We start from the raw sequence: 14652 nt of genomic DNA on the forward strand, positions 1-14652 counted from the left end.
CTCTATTTACCTACTACTTTCTGGCCGGGAGTCAATCCCTTGAGAATTTGCACTTCCGTAGAGTTCTGCAGGCCGACTTCGACATCAACTTCCCGTTTATTGCCGTTCTCATCAACAACCTGGACATAGTTGCGGCCGCCCACCGATCTTAATGCGGATGGAGGAATCAGGATGGCATCTTCAATCCGCTCGTAAATGACGGTGACACTTAGACGGGTCCCGCGCGAAACGTTCTCCGGCATTTGATCCAATTGAACGAGCATGTAGTTGTCGATGGTATCCTTCTGATTTTCGTTGCCTCCCCATCTGCCGGACTGATTGTTATTGGGATCCGCTTTCGGACTGGGGAGCTGCAGAATTTTACCCTTGTGCTGTCCGGCGGCATTGATGTCGACAATAGCTTCCATCCCAATGGCTACATTCTTGAGATCATCCGCATTGAGAGTTGCTGCAACGGTCAGCGTGGACAAATCGGCGAGAACCGCTACAGTATCGAATGCTTTTGGAGAATCTCCTTTCTTCATATAAACTCCAACGATACTTCCGGAGAAGGGGGCATAGAGCTTCGACTTGGAGATACTTTCCTCCAGCTCAGCCATTTCTTCCTTCTTGATTTGGAAGTCCAGCTTCGCCTGTTCGATCTGATCCGAGGTTTTGTCCCCGCTGTCGCGAAGCACCTCGATCAAGGCGAGCTCCTCTTTCTTGTGCTGCAGTCTTTTCTGTCTCAGTTGGCTTTCCAGATCGGAAACGTCCAACTCGGCAATGAGCTGGCCGGCTTCCACATAATCTCCGGTCTGAACATAAATTTCCTTGATGCGCTTGTTCTCTTCAGAGAAGAACAGCTCTTCTTCTTTAAGCGACATAAGCTTTCCGGATCCCTTGACCGTCTTCTGCAAGGAGCCGGTCTTCACTTCATACTCGGGCTTGGTGGAGAGCTTCGGCGGATTAATGACCGGAAGCTCCTCTTCTTCTTCCTCCTTGGGGAGAAGGGAGCAGCCGGAGAAGAGAATTACGGATAAACATAGCAAGGAAATCGCTAGAATTCGCCACTTAGACTTGTTGGGGCTGAATGAACTTGCCATCCACCATTTCGAAAACATGGTCGGCTACCTCCAAAATCGTAGGATCGTGTGTTGTCATACAAATTGTTACTTCCTCTAAATCAATAATTCTGCGAAAAACCGACATGACCTGCGCTCCCATCTGGGAATCCAGCTCCGCCGTCGGTTCGTCCGCCAGGATAAGGCTGGGACGATGGGCAATGGCCTTGGCTATCGCCACCCGCTGCTGCTCTCCCCCGGACATTTCGAAAGGACGATGCTTCATTCGTTTGCTCAGTCCTACCAGATCCAGACAGTATTCCACTCTTTCCTTCCATTGGGATTTGGGAATGGTTTTCGACATGCGGAGCGAAAGTTCTACATTCTCCCAAGCGGAGAGAAGCGGTAGAAGAGCATAGGTCTGAAAAATAAATCCGATGTCTCTCCTCCGGATCTCCGTTCTCTGGTCATCCTTCAAACGGTGAAAGGGATGTCCCCGGAATATGATTTCTCCCTCATCAGGCTGGTCAAGGCCGCCGATCAGGTTGAGCAGCGTTGTCTTGCCTGAACCGGAACGCCCTCTTAACATAAACAGCCGTCCCGGCTCCAGCGTCATATCGATTCCTTTGAGAACATGGATTTTACGCCCTGCAGTCTGGAAAGTTCGCTGGACCGACCGGACGGTGAGCAAAGACTCGCCGGATTCTACTACTCCCCCCATTCTTAACCTCCTTTTTGTCATTGTCATTAAAAATGGCGCCGCTTAGGGACACCTTGTCTGGAGATAGGGCTAGATGATATCTAACACCCCTGCTTCTGGCACTCTTAATTCTATTAATCACTCTATGAGTTCCCAGTAATACTAAATCAGACACGGCAAATAATGGGTAACAATTTGGTTACGAATCCCATCATTCGACAATCCTCTCCTTTTTTTCCATCCGGGAAGGGAGATTCAAGAATATGAATCGGCCTATCGATGGCGCGAAAGCGGCAGTAACCTCGAGGACTTTGTATACGTTTCTGCAGATGTTTATCCAATCCGGGAAATGATCGAGAGCAAGAATGCCGGGTGGAAGAAGAATAGTGGCCAGACTCCTACATTAAATATGACGATTCAAAACTAGAAAAAGTTTCAAATTTCCCGATATTTTTTAGAAAAATATGCTATTTGCCATAAAAATTGAAAATTCAGACATCATGTCACGTTGTGATGGGAAGAAGTGCTTTAATTATTTTTAGGCTATCGCGCAAAGCCGGATTTTGGCATAATAGACGAAATAGGAGAGTCAACGGATGAATCAGTGAAGCAGGTGAATACTTTTGAATAGAAAAGGATGGATTCTTGCCTTAATTATTTGGTTGGCTGCAGTGTCGTGGACCGGGACCTGCTCAGCTTCCGTCAATTTGCTGCAGAATGCCGGATTTGAAAATAAAAGTGAGGCGTGGGCGGCCGATAGCTGGATCTCCGGGAAGGAGGCAACGCGATTCGCTGTTGAGCATGGGGAGGGCGCCCGCAGCGGATCGTTCTTCCTTCTCATAGAAAGCACGGTGCCCAACGATGCCAAATGGGTGCAGAGCGTATCGGTCAAGCCGGATACACTCTATCGGCTGTCCGGCTGGATTAAAGCGGAGCAGATCCCCGAAGGAATGAAGGGGGCCAATCTGTCTGTTCTCGGAACGATCGAAACGTCAGCCGATTTCCAAGATACGCAAGGTCAATGGGAGTATGTAGAACTATACGGGAGGACGGGGCCGGAGCAGCAGAAGCTGGAGGTCGCCTTGCGCCTCGGCGGCTATGGCAGCCTGAATACGGGGCGTGTCTACTTCGATGATGTGGCTTTCGAGGAAGTTGAAGGGCTGCCGGCCGGGGCCGAACCGGTGTCCTTCGCTCCCGCCGAGACACAATTGGATACCGATGGCGGCCCGGATTCCGGGAACGCGAAGGTCTCCTTATTCTCGCCGCTTGTCTACGCGCTCCTGTTCTTCCTCGGATTTGCCGTTCTTTATCACTGGCGAATCCGTCAAGAATGGAGGCTGTCCGGACAGAGCTCTGGCGGCGCGGCGGAATGGGTGGCTCTGCTGCTCTCCTCCGCTTTGCTGCTGCGCTTGTGGATTGCTGTCAAGGTGCACGGGCACCCCGGAGATATGGCTACATTCGCATATTGGGCAAGAGATGCGGTAGAAGCGGGGCTGACCGGATTTTATGATCAAACGACTTTCGCGGACTATCCGCCGGGCTATATTTATATCTTGTACTTATTGGGTAAAGGCCAGGAATGGCTGGGGCTGTCCGCATCTTCGACTGCGCTTGCCGTCTGGATGAAGCTTCCCGCCATTCTGGCCGACCTGGCCGCATCGCTTCTCGTTTACCGGATGGCCTCCGCCCGGCTGTCCCGTCCCGCGGCGGTCGGATTGGCTGCACTTTACGCGTTCAATCCCGCAGTTTTGGTGAATTCGGCAGCCTGGGGACAGGTGGACTCTTTCTTCACTTTCTTTCTGGTGCTGGCTGTGCTTCAGGTACAAGGAAGGAAGATGACCGCAGCCAGCGTCTGGTTCGCGCTTGCCGTTCTTATCAAGCCGCAGGCGCTCATATTCACTCCCGTATTGCTGCTGGGATTCGCCCGGGAACGCAGCTGGAGGCAATTGGGAACGGGATTTGTGGCCGGGGCCGCAGTCTTTATTGCAGGCGTCCTGCCATTTGCGTTACATAAACCGCTGTTGTGGGTATTTAAGCTCTATCTGGAAACTCTGCAGTCTTACCCTTACGCAACTCTCAATGCCTTCAATCTGTTTGCGCTGACAGGAGGCAACTGGGTTTCTCAGGAACAGAAGCTTCTGTTCCTGTCCTACCAGACTTGGGGGTGGCTGTTTATTGTCGCGGTCACCATCTTTACTGCCTTTTTGTTCTTCAAACGCAAGAAAGGTACGGAGCCCGATTATTGTTTAATGGCTCTTGTTCTGATTTCGGTCGTATTTGTCCTAGGCGTTAAGATGCACGAAAGGTATCTTTTTCCCGCACTCCTTCTGGCTCTGCTCAGCTTCATCCAATCCGGGGATCGGAGGGTGCTGCACTTGTTCGTCGGCTTCAGCATCACTTCCTACGTTAACGTAAGCTATGTGCTTGCGCACGGGTTGGAGCATATGTACGCCGTCGGACGGTTTGACGGGCTGCTGCTGCTGACGTCTCTGGCTAATGTTCTGCTGTTGGCATTGTTGATCAAGACCGCCTGGGACCGGTTCGTTAATGGAAAAGTGCGGCCGGTGTATGATCCTGATGAGGAGGCGGTTTGGGTGAGGAGGGCGAAGGAAGCTTCGCAGGAGCAGCATGGGAGCGTTAGAAACCGCTGGAAAAGGAAAGACTGGATTCTGATATCGCTTCTCACCTTAATCTATGCCGCAGTTGCATTATTCCAGCTTGGCTCCTTCCGGGCGCCCGAACAATCGTGGAAGCCTTCCAGGGACGGCGAGGCCGTCATCGTGGATTTTGGCGAAGAACGGCTGATTGACCGGACGAACGCCTTCGGCGGAATCGGGGATGGCCGGTTCCGGCTTGAATTTGCTGCGGAGAACGGGGATTGGGGCGAGCCCAAAACGGTAGACATGAACTATGTCAAAGTGTTTACCTGGACCAGCGTCCCGGTAGATGTGAAGGCACGTTATACCAGGATTACGGCTGAACGTTCAGGCTTCGAGCTTAAGGAGCTGGCCTTCTTCGTCAAGGATGCGGCGGAGCCGCTTCCCGTCCGCTCGATCCGGACTGAGGGCGGAGCGGTGGAGGAGGCTGCCCGGCACTTATTCGACGAGCCGAATGCGGCGGTCTATCATCCGACCTTCCTGCACGGCACCTACTTTGACGAAATCTATCATGCAAGGGCGGCCTATGAGCATTTGGAGAGCATCAAACCTTACGAGAACACACATCCGCCATTGGGCAAAGAGCTGATCGCCGCCGGGGTGGCCGTGTTCGGAATGAATCCTTTCGGCTGGCGGATAGTGGGTACTTTATTCGGAATCGCGATGATTCCAATCATCTATGTGTTCGCCTTCCGCATGTTTGGGGCCACTCGTTATGCCTTTATCGCTTCTTTCCTGTTTGCCTGCGATTTTATGCATTTCGCCCAAACCCGGATAGCGACCATTGACGTTTACGGCGTGTTTTTCATCATGCTCATGTACTATTTTATGTACCGTTACTATCAAATGAATATGTATCGGGACGGCCTGAGGAAGACGCTGGTCCCCTTGTTCTGGTCCGGGCTGTTCTTCGGCATCGGGGCGGCGAGCAAGTGGATAGTGATTTATGGAGGAGTGGGACTCGCTTTCCTGTTTTTTCTCACTCTGTATGAGAGATACCGCGAATATTCCGCCGTGCGGCGAAATAAGGCTGAGGTCAGTAACTTGAATGCTGCGGAATCGGCGGACTCCGCGGGAAGCGGTGCCTCGGCAGCGGAGGTTCTTGCTTTTCCAAGGATGGCGCTGGCCAGTGTGTTATGGTGCTCTTTGTTCTTTGTCATCCTTCCGCTCATTATTTACAGCTTGTCTTTTGTCCCGATCATGATGACCGCGGGTGAAGAAGTAAGCCTGGCCAAATTGATACAATATCAGAAGGATATGTTCGATTACCACAGCCAGCTGGTTGCGGAGCATTCGTTCTCTTCCCCCTGGTGGGAATGGCCGTTCATGGCTCGTCCGATCTGGTATTACTCCGGCCAATCTCTGCTCCCGGAAGGACAAGTTTCGAGCATTGTGTCCATGGGGAATCCGGCGATTTGGTGGCTGGGCACGCTGGCGGTTCTGGCGGTCATTGTGTGGCTGTTCAAGAACCGGCACCGGGGGATGCTGGTCGCGGTGACCGCATTTCTCTCACAGTACATCCCTTGGATGCTCGTTCCCAGACTGACGTTTATCTATCACTTCTTCGCGATGGTGCCTTTTCTGATTCTGTGCCTGACCTTTATTTTTAAAAAGGGAATAGAAGCGCGGCCGCAGATGAAAATACCGATCTATGCCTATTTGGGCTTATGTCTCGTTCTCTTCGCCATGTTCTATCCCATCTTGTCCGGCATGATCATCAGCAAAGAATATGCAGGCCTGTTAAAGTGGTTTCCATCTTGGTATTTTTATAGTTAGAACTGTGAGCCGCATGTGTCAAGGAGGTAGCTCATTGTCATACGAACCAAACTATTCAGTTGTAGTACCCATGTATAACGAGGAAGAGGTCATACTCCGTACCTACCGCCGTCTTAAGGGAGTGATGGACGGGACGGGAGAGCCCTATGAGTTCGTGTTTGTCAATGACGGGAGCCGGGACCGGTCTGCGGAGATCGTGAAGGAGCTGTGTCAGACGGACCCGAACGTGAGGCTGATCGATTTCTCGCGCAATTTCGGTCATCAGGTTGCCATAAGCGCCGGAATGGATTATGCCCAAGGCAAAGCGGTGATCGTCATCGACGCCGACCTTCAGGATCCTCCGGAAGTCATTCCGGACATGATCCGCAAATGGAAGGAAGGCTACGATGTCATCTACGGCAAGCGATTGAAGCGCAAGGGAGAGACGGTCTTTAAGAAAACGACGGCATTGATGTTCTACCGCCTTCTCCGCAGCCTGACCAGTGTTGATATTCCGGTAGATACGGGCGATTTCCGCTTGATCGACCGCAAAGTTTGCGACGCCTTGTCGGGCCTGAAGGAGAAGAACCGGTTCATCCGCGGGATGGTCAGCTGGGTGGGCTTTAATCAAACTTCCGTAGAATATGTCCGGGAAGAGAGAGCCGCCGGGGAAACCAAATATCCGCTTAAGAAAATGATCCGGTTCGCCCTGGACGCCATCACCTCGTTCTCTTATAAGCCTCTTAAGCTGGCCACATATATCGGTTTTGTCCTGTCGCTTTCCAGCTTCCTGTATTTGCTGATCGTTCTGTATCAGAAGCTGTTTACGAATTCGACGGAACCGGGGTGGGCTTCGATTATCGCAATCAACCTGTTCTTCAACGGGATTGTCCTGCTGATGCTTGGCGTCATCGGCGAGTATATCGGCCGGATCTATGATGAGTCCAAGAACCGGCCTCTCTATATTGTTAAGGAAACCAAAGGATTCGGCACGAAGAAGGGGAGTACGGAGGATGATCGCTAAAGGAAATCGGCAGAGCCTTGTCCAATTCATTAAATTCAATCTGGTCGGGGTTCTGAACACGCTCGTTGATTTTGCTTTGTTCACCTTGCTCATCTATGTCGGAATGCACTATTTGGCTGCACAGTGCATCGCTTATGCCGGCGGAGTGACGAACAGCTATTTATGCAATAAAAAATGGACCTTCGCTAACGGCAGCCGGACGACCGCAGCCCAATTTGCCCGTTTTGCGGCGGTCAACGGGGTTTCCTTCGCTCTGTCCCTCGTCTTGCTGTACTTGTTGGGCGAACGGTTCGGAGTCCACCCTCTGGCCGCCAAGGTAGGTGTGACCGCCATTACGATGATAGTCAATTTCACCGGCACCAAGCTGTGGGTATTCCGCAATGAAAGCCGTTCATAAAGAGCGAAACTTTCTGCCGGAATCCATCGTCTAATAATCGTAAGTGAGCGTGCATCCGCAAGTCCGGCGAACAAGGAAGGAATAATCTCCGTGGATCATGGCGTTGGTCCTGCGGAATGTGGCGCAGATGAAATAGGACGGACGGCGATAAAATCGTATTTTCTTTTTCACGTTTTTCTTGTAAACTGTAATTTGTGTGCCTGCCGGATAGGTTGGAAATGGATGAATTTGGTAGAAAATGTCGGAAATTTAATCTTTTTGTAACAGATTTGTGATTTGGCCGATGTACCATGTATAGCAGGTTGTTTGCTCAGCAATACAGCAAGAAAAACGTGAAACGGGGTTAATCCATGTCAGATTTAAATTTAGCTCCGAGGTCCAAGAAACGGTCGCTTCCGCTCTACGCGAAAATAATAATTGGCCTTGGACTCGCCCTTATATCTTTGATTGTGGCTGCAGGAGTTTATGCGAATTATATTTATCAAAAAGCAAACGATGTAATTGATGACGTCGGGGTAGAAGAGCATGTTCCCCCGGAGGAATCGGCTAAGGTCAAGCCGTTGACGGTAATGCTGATGGGGATTGACCATCGCAAGGAAACCGGAAGCATGAATACGGATGTCATCATGGTGGTTTCCCTCAATCCGGAACGGAAGTCCGCCACGGTCGTCTCTATTCCGCGGGATGTTCAGCTCACGCCGGATGGTCTCCCTCACCGGAAAGCGAACTATTATTATCCTCATTTTTATTTGCAGGATAAGGAGACGGCTTTCGCCAAGACGAAGGAGCTGTTCGGCGAGTATTTGGAAGTGCCGATCGACTACATGCTGACCATTGACTTTAACGGTTTCGTTAAAGCCATTGATGAGCTGGGCGGACTCACCATCGATGTAGATATGGATATGTGCTATAAAGATTCGTATGACGGAACGAACATTAATCTGAAGAAGGGCACGCAGTTGCTGAACGGCAAGCAGACCTTGGACTTTGTCCGTTATCGGAAGTCAAGCAATAGCTGTTCCGTTAGAACGGCGGAATCGACAGACTTTGCAAGAAATATGCGGCAGCAGCAAGTGTTGGATAAAATGTTCGGAAAACTAAAATCGTTCTCCGGTTTAACGAAGGTAGGCCAACTGATCGAGGCTGTCGGAGAAGAGATGAAATCCGATATTCCAAGCTCACAAATTCGGGACTTCCTTGAGAAATACTACAACATCGATAGAGGGAATATTAAATATGTTCACCTGGAAGGGGATTGGGTCAGCCCTTATATTATCGTGAAGGATGAAGATATCGACCAGGCGAGAAACGCGTTGAAGGAAGAACTGGGCATCAAGGCTTCCGCCCACCCGTCTTCCTCGCCAGGGGTAACTCCTTCCGGGACACCCAAGCCGGGCAGCACAAGCAAGCCGGGTGCAAGCCCTGGCGCAAAGCCTAATGCAACACCAACACCCAGCCCGAAGCCTAATGCAAGCAAACAACCGTCCTCGGTTACGAAAGATACCTACGGACAAGGGAAGAAGTAAATACAAATCAGTAAAGCGGCCGATCTTTCGGCCGCTTCTGACATTTTCCATGCAAACAGTCCTTTAAGGCTTGAACCAAATATCCTTGAACTGAACCCACTCCAGAGAGTCCAGAGAAATTCCTTTCACCGAAGGATGATAGACGGTTTTGAGATGCTTCTGATAGAGGAAGAGAAGAATATCATCGGTCTTGAGCCGCTCTTCCAGCTCAAGCAGCAGAGCGGATCGGCGGCTTGCGTCCGGTTCCAGGGTCAATTCCCGGATTTTGTTAGCCAGCAGGTCCGCGACAGCTCCTGCCGAATGCTGAAGGATACTTTGATATAAATCAATCAATCGCAGCTCCGTATCTCTATCCAGCATGATCGAGAACAGGATCAGATCATGGCGGAGCCGATCCTCCCCTTGAAACTGCTCCAAAGGAAGAAGAGTCAGCTCCACCCGAATCCCGGACTCCCGGCAGACTTTCTGAAACAGCCTGGCATCGTTCTCGTACTGGGGAATAGTGCAGAGGCTCAGCATCTCCCCGTTATATCCCGCTGCCCGCAATTGTTCCGAAGCCTCTTCACCGTTCACTTCCTTATATTCGCCTTCGGCCTTATGCAGAAAGCCGTCCGCCGGATAGATTACATCGCCGGCGAGTGAATCCAGTATACGTTTCCGGTTCACGGAAGAGAAGATGGCCTTGCGCAGAAGCTTTCTCTGGAGAGGGCCTTCTTTCAGCATATTCCAGGTAATGAATTTGCAGGTGGTTCCCTGATGCTTGACCTGGTTCCACCCGCCTGCCGCCTTATCGGGCAGACGGAAGTTGTGTATGATTTGAAAGCTGTCCAGCTTATTCTGATGCGGATCATGTAAATCGGGCAGCTTCCATATTTCGACCCGGTCCAGATGAGCCCTTCCTTGAAAGTAGAAAGGAAAAGCTTCGAGTACGCACATATTATGATCGTTCTGCGTCAGTTTGAACGGCCCTGTCCCGACAGGCATCCTTTCGAATGCCGTAGCGGATTGCTCGCCTATGTCTTCAGGGACGATAGAGGCTCTGCTGGTGCATAGAAACGGAAGAAATAATTCGTTCTTCCGCTTTAACCGAACGATTAATGTCGTGGCATCGGAAGCGGAAGCTTCCTCAATATCGCTGTAAATCCAGCGGTAGAGTGATTTTTCTTCCAGCTTGCGAAGCCGGTTAAGGGAATAGGCAGCATCCTGGGCCCTCATTTCCCGGCCGTGGTGGAACAGAATCCCTTTGCGCAGATAGAAGGTCCATTGCGTTCGGGCAGCATCGGTCTCCCAGGCGTGGGCTAAATGTGGCTCGATTTCGCCGGTCAGCGGATGGCGTCGTACCAAGCTGTCGAACAGCTGGCTGACCAGATGCAGCTCGCTGGCATAACGAATATAAATAGGGTCCAGCGAATAGATCGGCTGGCTCATTGGGAAGCGGAGGGTATCGACAGGGAAACCGGCGCCGTTTTCTTTCGAATAACCAAAGTAGCTGTACAGCCAGTCATGGAAGGTTTCCTTCAGGCTGGAGGGAAGCAGTGGAGAATGGATTTGCTCCAAAGCCCCTTTCAAATCTTTCTTCTCCACCAGTTGTTTCGCTGCGTGCAGCGCCATTTCTTCCACAGGCTTCAAGAAGGTCAAGGTTGACCGTTTCCCCCTGCCGCGCTCGGGCCTCCAGTCCAGCCAACCGGCTTCGCTCATCCGCTTAAGAATAAGAATGACATTGCGGTGGGTGCATTCCAAAGCGTCGGCCAGCTCATCCAGCTTAACCTCAATCGGTTCCCCTTCGCTAATATGGGCGTACATTTGCCTCCATTTTAAATAATGCCGGGTCATGATCATTTCCGTCCCTCCTGTTTCCAATGAGCTGTAGCTTCCCGCAGTCAGAATAAAATGTGAAATTATGAAAAAAAACTTGCTCTTTTTCTTCTTATTTTACAAGGTACAATAAAAAGTATAAAGCCCAAGGGGAACTAAATGAGACAGGAGGGAAAGAAAAGATGAAATGGAACGCATATTGGGGTAAGCAGGCCGCCGCGGTGTTGATGCATTTGCCGGAAGAAGATGAGAGGACAGTCGAGTACACCGTGCTGAATCTGGCTAAAATTGTTTATGGTTTGGATGGCCGTTCGGCGGCCACCCGAGCAGCGGCAGGCCAATATGCCCTGTCGGTTCTGCCTGCGCATTGGCACAAGCTTATTCGGGAGGCGCTCAGGATCAACAAAATTCGTTCATCCGTCTCGTATTACGAATCCAAGAAGGCCCGCGCTGAAGAGCTGCGCCGGTTTGTTCAGTATATCCTTCAATATTGCGAGAACCATCCCAAAGCCGGGGAGCGGTCTCCTATGAGGGAGACCGCCGACAGAGCATGACATGAATTTTTATTCCTGATGGCCGCTGCTTCCGTCGATGGACGGCGGCAGTTCCATCGTATATTCCAATGATATAGCGGCGACCGGACGTCCGTGCTTATTTTCTATTTTGCTGATGCTGACAGGTTTAAAACCGAGCTTGGTATACAACAGAAGTGCCGGGAGGTTGTTGTGATGGCAGACAAGGACGATTCTGGGAATCCGGTACTTATCGCGGGCGATGCCGATCATGGTGCGGAGCAGGTAGGCTCCGGCGCCTCGACCACGAAGAGAAGGATCTATAATGACGTTACCGATGTGACAGACTTCTCCGGGCTGCAGTAAATAAAAGTTGGCAAATCCCGCCACCCTGTTGTCCAGCAAAATGACGGTCGATTCATAGCGTTTCGCAATCGCAATTCGCAGCTGCTCCTTCGTTAAAGGGTAATCGCTTGCCGGAAACATAAAGAACAATTCCTTCTCATTGCTAGGAAACCGGCATATGGTATCCAAATCCTCTTCCTTGACGGGGCGGTTGGCGAACATTTCGCATTCCTCCTTGTCTGCTGATCATCCTCTTCAGAATCCAGCCGAGTATTTTGTTCTCCTGCGGCTGAAGTCATACGCGGGAACTCTTCCGCTTCGCATGAACCCGACTTTGTTAAAGGATTCTACCGAACCTGGCCCTTTTCCTTCTTCAACATTATATTTCAGGAGGCCGCAGCCAATTAACCAATATTCCGGTTGGCCGGTGTGTCAGCAAACATACATACAGATAACGGTGCCGAGAAGCTAAGCCATGGTCAAAAAAGGTTTTCCAAAATTATGGTAATTTTAAGATTGTTACACGAGGAATCCGGTACAATGGGAAGAGGTAGGTTGGCTTGCCCGAGTGGAGGGAACAAGCCGTGAACAGTTTAGGAGGGTTAAGGGTTGTCTCATACGATATTGGTAGCCGATGATGAAGAGGAAATCAGGGAACTGCTCTCTTTATATATGGAGAAGGAACGGTTCAAGGTGCTGGAGGCGGCTGACGGCCAGGAGGTTCTGAAGCAGCTTAGCGAGCATTCCGTCGATTTGATTCTGCTGGATATTATGATGCCGAATATGAATGGATTGCAGGCTTTGAGAGAAATCAGGAAAACAAAGTACATCCCCATTATCTTGCTATCGGCCAAAGGGGAGGATAACGATAAAATATTGGGATTGGGTCTTGGAGCGGATGACTATATCGCCAAGCCTTTCAATCCTCTGGAGGTGACGGCCAGGGTCGGCGCCCAGCTTCGCAGATACTATAAATTCGGCATGGCAACCGGGGAATCTGAGGATGTCAGGCTTCTCCGATCGGGAGATTTGATACTGGATAAAGAAAGCTGTGTCGTCAGCCGAAACGGAGTAGAGGTACCTCTTACCTCCATGGAATACAAGATGGTTTTGCTGCTAATGGAGAACCCCGGCAAGGTGTTTACAAAGCGCAAAATATTCGAGTCCGTATGGGAAGAGATGTATTATGGCGATGACAATACGATCATGGTCCATATCAGCAAAATACGGGAGAAGCTTGAGGAAGATCCGCGCCATCCGGTGTATATCAAGACAGTCCGCGGTATCGGCTATAAATGGGAGAAGCAGGTGCCGTAATGAAGGCCAGGAAAATATACCCTACATTGATGTGGAATTACCTCATGATTATTCTTATTACGTCACTTGTCGTCATTACCAGCTTTGTGTATGTCGGTTATTTAATCTATCAGAGCATCGAATCCAATACTATTCCCATGATTAAAGCGGAAGATATCGTCCGGAGCGATTATCATAATATCCAGCTCGGTGAGGCGGAAGAGCTTGGAGGCTGGGCAGAAATTATTAACGAATCCAACGAAGTGATTCATGTCATCGGAGAGAAGAAGGATTCCGTCGAGAGATATACCGTTTCCGAGCTTTACCGCCTTCTCAGTTATTCGCGAGACAAAGATGTCTATGCGTCAGCGGCTTCTTTTGAAACAGAGGACGGGGCTGTCTATTCCTTGCTGGTGAAGGTTCCCAAGGAGGCGATTAATGGGGCAATTGATTTAATGAAAAACTCCGATCAAGCCCTTAACAAAGTAGCGCTTCATCTGCTATTCTCTATTCTCGCTATTCCCGTGCTTTTAATGTTGATCGTATTTATTTATACATTTTGGACCGCGAAACGGATAAGCCGGCCTCTGCAGACTATCGCCAAGGGTCTGACCCGAATGGTTGGAGGAAATTACGCTACGAGAATAGACCTGAAAGCAGTGCCGGAGTCGGAAATCGGGCAAATCCGGGATGCCTTCAATGTCCTTTCGGAAAGACTTGAAAATAGCGAGCGGGAGAAAAAAAGACTGGAAGAAAGCAAGCAGCGTATGCTGATAGATTTGTCCCACGATCTGAAAACTCCGATGACTACTATACAAGGGTATGCCAAAACTCTGTCAGAGCCCATTGAAATTGATGAGGAGAAGAAGAAGCGCTATTTAAAGATTATCTATAACAAATCCGTAAGAATGACCGCTCTGATCGACTCCATGTTCGAACTGTTGAAATTGGATGCACCGGATTTCCATTTATCGCTGCAGCGCAAAGATTTTGCCGACTTTATGCGGGAGATGGTCGCGGAGCCTATGAGCAATTGGATGAAAAAAGGCTGGATATCCAGGTGGACCTGCCCCATGAGAGCATCATGCTGGCTTTTGATCAGCACCATATGAGTCGGGTCGTAGCGAATCTGCTGACCAATGCGGCTAAGTACAATCCTCCGGGAACGAAACTGCGAATTGCTTTGTGGCAGGAGGAAGGATCCGTTGTCTTGGAAATAGCCGATAACGGCAGAGGGATTTCGGACAAGCTGAAAGCGACTTTGTTCGATCCGTTCGTCCGTGGGGATGATGCGAGATCTACGGCGGGAGGCAATGGCCTAGGGCTGGCTATCGCCTATAAAATCGTCCAGAAGCATGGAGGGATGCTGTTCCTGACTTCCAGCAGCACAGAGAAGACGATCTTCTCCATCCGTCTTCCTCTTAATGAACAAAAGAGCGGATAAATTTTTGTGAACCGTACCGTAAAGGTGCGGTTTTTTGGTTGCATGCCGATTTAAGACAAAGGTTAGCTCATCTAAAGATTCTGTTAAGGCCTGATAAAGATGGATGAAGTATGATGTCTGTAAATCTTATCAATAGTCTGG

At 50.2% G+C, this 14652-nt stretch carries 12 protein-coding genes; 8 read left to right on the forward strand and 4 right to left on the reverse strand.

Going from position 1 to position 14652, the window contains the following annotated elements; translation table 11 throughout:
• Positions 1-2: 2 nt before the first annotated feature.
• A complete protein-coding gene (locus ACTHRH_RS07240; RefSeq protein ID WP_144939049.1) occupies positions 3-1100 on the reverse strand; it encodes an efflux RND transporter periplasmic adaptor subunit in 1098 nt (365 codons plus the stop codon).
• Positions 1051-1761, reverse strand: a complete 711-nt coding sequence (locus ACTHRH_RS07245; RefSeq protein ID WP_225312773.1) for an ABC transporter ATP-binding protein — start codon at positions 1759-1761, stop codon at positions 1051-1053. The genes ACTHRH_RS07240 and ACTHRH_RS07245 overlap by 50 nt, the downstream gene beginning before the upstream one ends.
• Before the next feature lie 602 nt (positions 1762-2363).
• Between ACTHRH_RS07245 and ACTHRH_RS07250 the strand changes: the two genes are divergently transcribed.
• The 4 genes from ACTHRH_RS07250 (at position 2364) to ACTHRH_RS07265 (ending at position 9099) form a co-directional block, all read left to right on the forward strand.
• Positions 2364-6173, forward strand: coding sequence for a glycosyltransferase family 39 protein (locus ACTHRH_RS07250; RefSeq protein ID WP_440414815.1), 3810 nt, complete (start codon positions 2364-2366; stop codon positions 6171-6173).
• 34 nt (positions 6174-6207) lie between these two features.
• A complete protein-coding gene (locus tag ACTHRH_RS07255) occupies positions 6208-7176 on the forward strand; it encodes a glycosyltransferase family 2 protein (RefSeq protein WP_225312774.1) in 969 nt (322 codons plus the stop codon).
• The gene (locus ACTHRH_RS07260; RefSeq protein WP_144939057.1) at positions 7166-7573 is read left to right on the forward strand and encodes a GtrA family protein; all 408 of its coding nucleotides are present in this window, start codon (positions 7166-7168) and stop codon (positions 7571-7573) included. Before ACTHRH_RS07255 ends, ACTHRH_RS07260 begins: the two co-directional genes overlap by 11 nt.
• A gap of 350 nt (positions 7574-7923) precedes the next feature.
• A complete protein-coding gene (locus ACTHRH_RS07265; RefSeq protein ID WP_144939059.1) occupies positions 7924-9099 on the forward strand; it encodes an LCP family protein in 1176 nt (391 codons plus the stop codon).
• Between the two features lie 63 nt (positions 9100-9162).
• Here ACTHRH_RS07265 and ACTHRH_RS07270 read toward each other — a convergent pair whose 3' ends face one another.
• Entirely contained in the window at positions 9163-10938 is a 1776-nt protein-coding gene (locus tag ACTHRH_RS07270) for an ABC transporter substrate-binding protein (RefSeq protein ID WP_144939061.1), read from the reverse strand.
• A gap of 158 nt (positions 10939-11096) precedes the next feature.
• On the opposite strand from ACTHRH_RS07270, the gene ACTHRH_RS07275 reads away from it, so the two are divergent.
• Positions 11097-11468 carry an aminoglycoside adenylyltransferase domain-containing protein gene (locus ACTHRH_RS07275; RefSeq protein ID WP_144939063.1) on the forward strand — a complete coding sequence of 124 codons (372 nt, stop codon included), beginning with the start codon at positions 11097-11099 and terminating at the stop codon, positions 11466-11468.
• Between the two features lie 9 nt (positions 11469-11477).
• Here ACTHRH_RS07275 and ACTHRH_RS07280 read toward each other — a convergent pair whose 3' ends face one another.
• Positions 11478-11993, reverse strand: a complete 516-nt coding sequence (locus ACTHRH_RS07280) for a GNAT family N-acetyltransferase (RefSeq protein ID WP_144939065.1) — start codon at positions 11991-11993, stop codon at positions 11478-11480.
• Between the two features lie 387 nt (positions 11994-12380).
• Here ACTHRH_RS07280 and ACTHRH_RS07285 point away from each other — a divergent pair, with 387 nt between their 5' ends.
• The 3 genes from ACTHRH_RS07285 to ACTHRH_RS07295 are packed head-to-tail and all read left to right on the forward strand — an operon-like array spanning position 12381 to position 14511.
• Complete coding sequence (locus ACTHRH_RS07285; RefSeq protein WP_144939066.1) at positions 12381-13088, forward strand: response regulator transcription factor; 708 nt, start codon at positions 12381-12383, stop codon at positions 13086-13088.
• Positions 13088-14179 carry a histidine kinase dimerization/phospho-acceptor domain-containing protein gene (locus ACTHRH_RS07290; RefSeq protein ID WP_440414820.1) on the forward strand — a complete coding sequence of 364 codons (1092 nt, stop codon included), beginning with the start codon at positions 13088-13090 and terminating at the stop codon, positions 14177-14179. The genes ACTHRH_RS07285 and ACTHRH_RS07290 overlap by 1 nt, the downstream gene beginning before the upstream one ends.
• Positions 14152-14511: a sensor histidine kinase gene (locus tag ACTHRH_RS07295; RefSeq protein WP_440414822.1), complete on the forward strand. Its 360-nt coding sequence runs from the start codon at positions 14152-14154 to the stop codon at positions 14509-14511. The genes ACTHRH_RS07290 and ACTHRH_RS07295 overlap by 28 nt, the downstream gene beginning before the upstream one ends.
• Positions 14512-14652: the final 141 nt, after the last annotated feature.

The sequence above is a fragment of the Paenibacillus sp. SAFN-117 genome, assembly GCF_051966115.1.
Lineage (GTDB): Bacteria > Bacillota > Bacilli > Paenibacillales > NBRC-103111 > Paenibacillus_L > Paenibacillus_L residui.

What these genes read in the sequence shown, in the direction of transcription:
- ACTHRH_RS07240 (WP_144939049.1), bottom strand. Translation starts at nt 1,100, where the DNA reads ATGTTTTCGAAATGGTGGATGGCAAGTTCATTCAGCCCCAACAAGTCT.
- ACTHRH_RS07245 (WP_225312773.1), bottom strand. Translation starts at nt 1,761, where the DNA reads ATGGGGGGAGTAGTAGAATCCGGCGAGTCTTTGCTCACCGTCCGGTCG.
- ACTHRH_RS07260 (WP_144939057.1), top strand. Translation starts at nt 7,166, where the DNA reads ATGATCGCTAAAGGAAATCGGCAGAGCCTTGTCCAATTCATTAAATTC.
- ACTHRH_RS07265 (WP_144939059.1), top strand. Translation starts at nt 7,924, where the DNA reads ATGTCAGATTTAAATTTAGCTCCGAGGTCCAAGAAACGGTCGCTTCCG.
- ACTHRH_RS07270 (WP_144939061.1), bottom strand. Translation starts at nt 10,938, where the DNA reads ATGATCATGACCCGGCATTATTTAAAATGGAGGCAAATGTACGCCCAT.
- ACTHRH_RS07275 (WP_144939063.1), top strand. Translation starts at nt 11,097, where the DNA reads ATGAAATGGAACGCATATTGGGGTAAGCAGGCCGCCGCGGTGTTGATG.
- ACTHRH_RS07280 (WP_144939065.1), bottom strand. Translation starts at nt 11,993, where the DNA reads ATGTTCGCCAACCGCCCCGTCAAGGAAGAGGATTTGGATACCATATGC.
- ACTHRH_RS07290 (WP_440414820.1), top strand. Translation starts at nt 13,088, where the DNA reads ATGAAGGCCAGGAAAATATACCCTACATTGATGTGGAATTACCTCATG.
- ACTHRH_RS07295 (WP_440414822.1), top strand. Translation starts at nt 14,152, where the DNA reads ATGCTGGCTTTTGATCAGCACCATATGAGTCGGGTCGTAGCGAATCTG.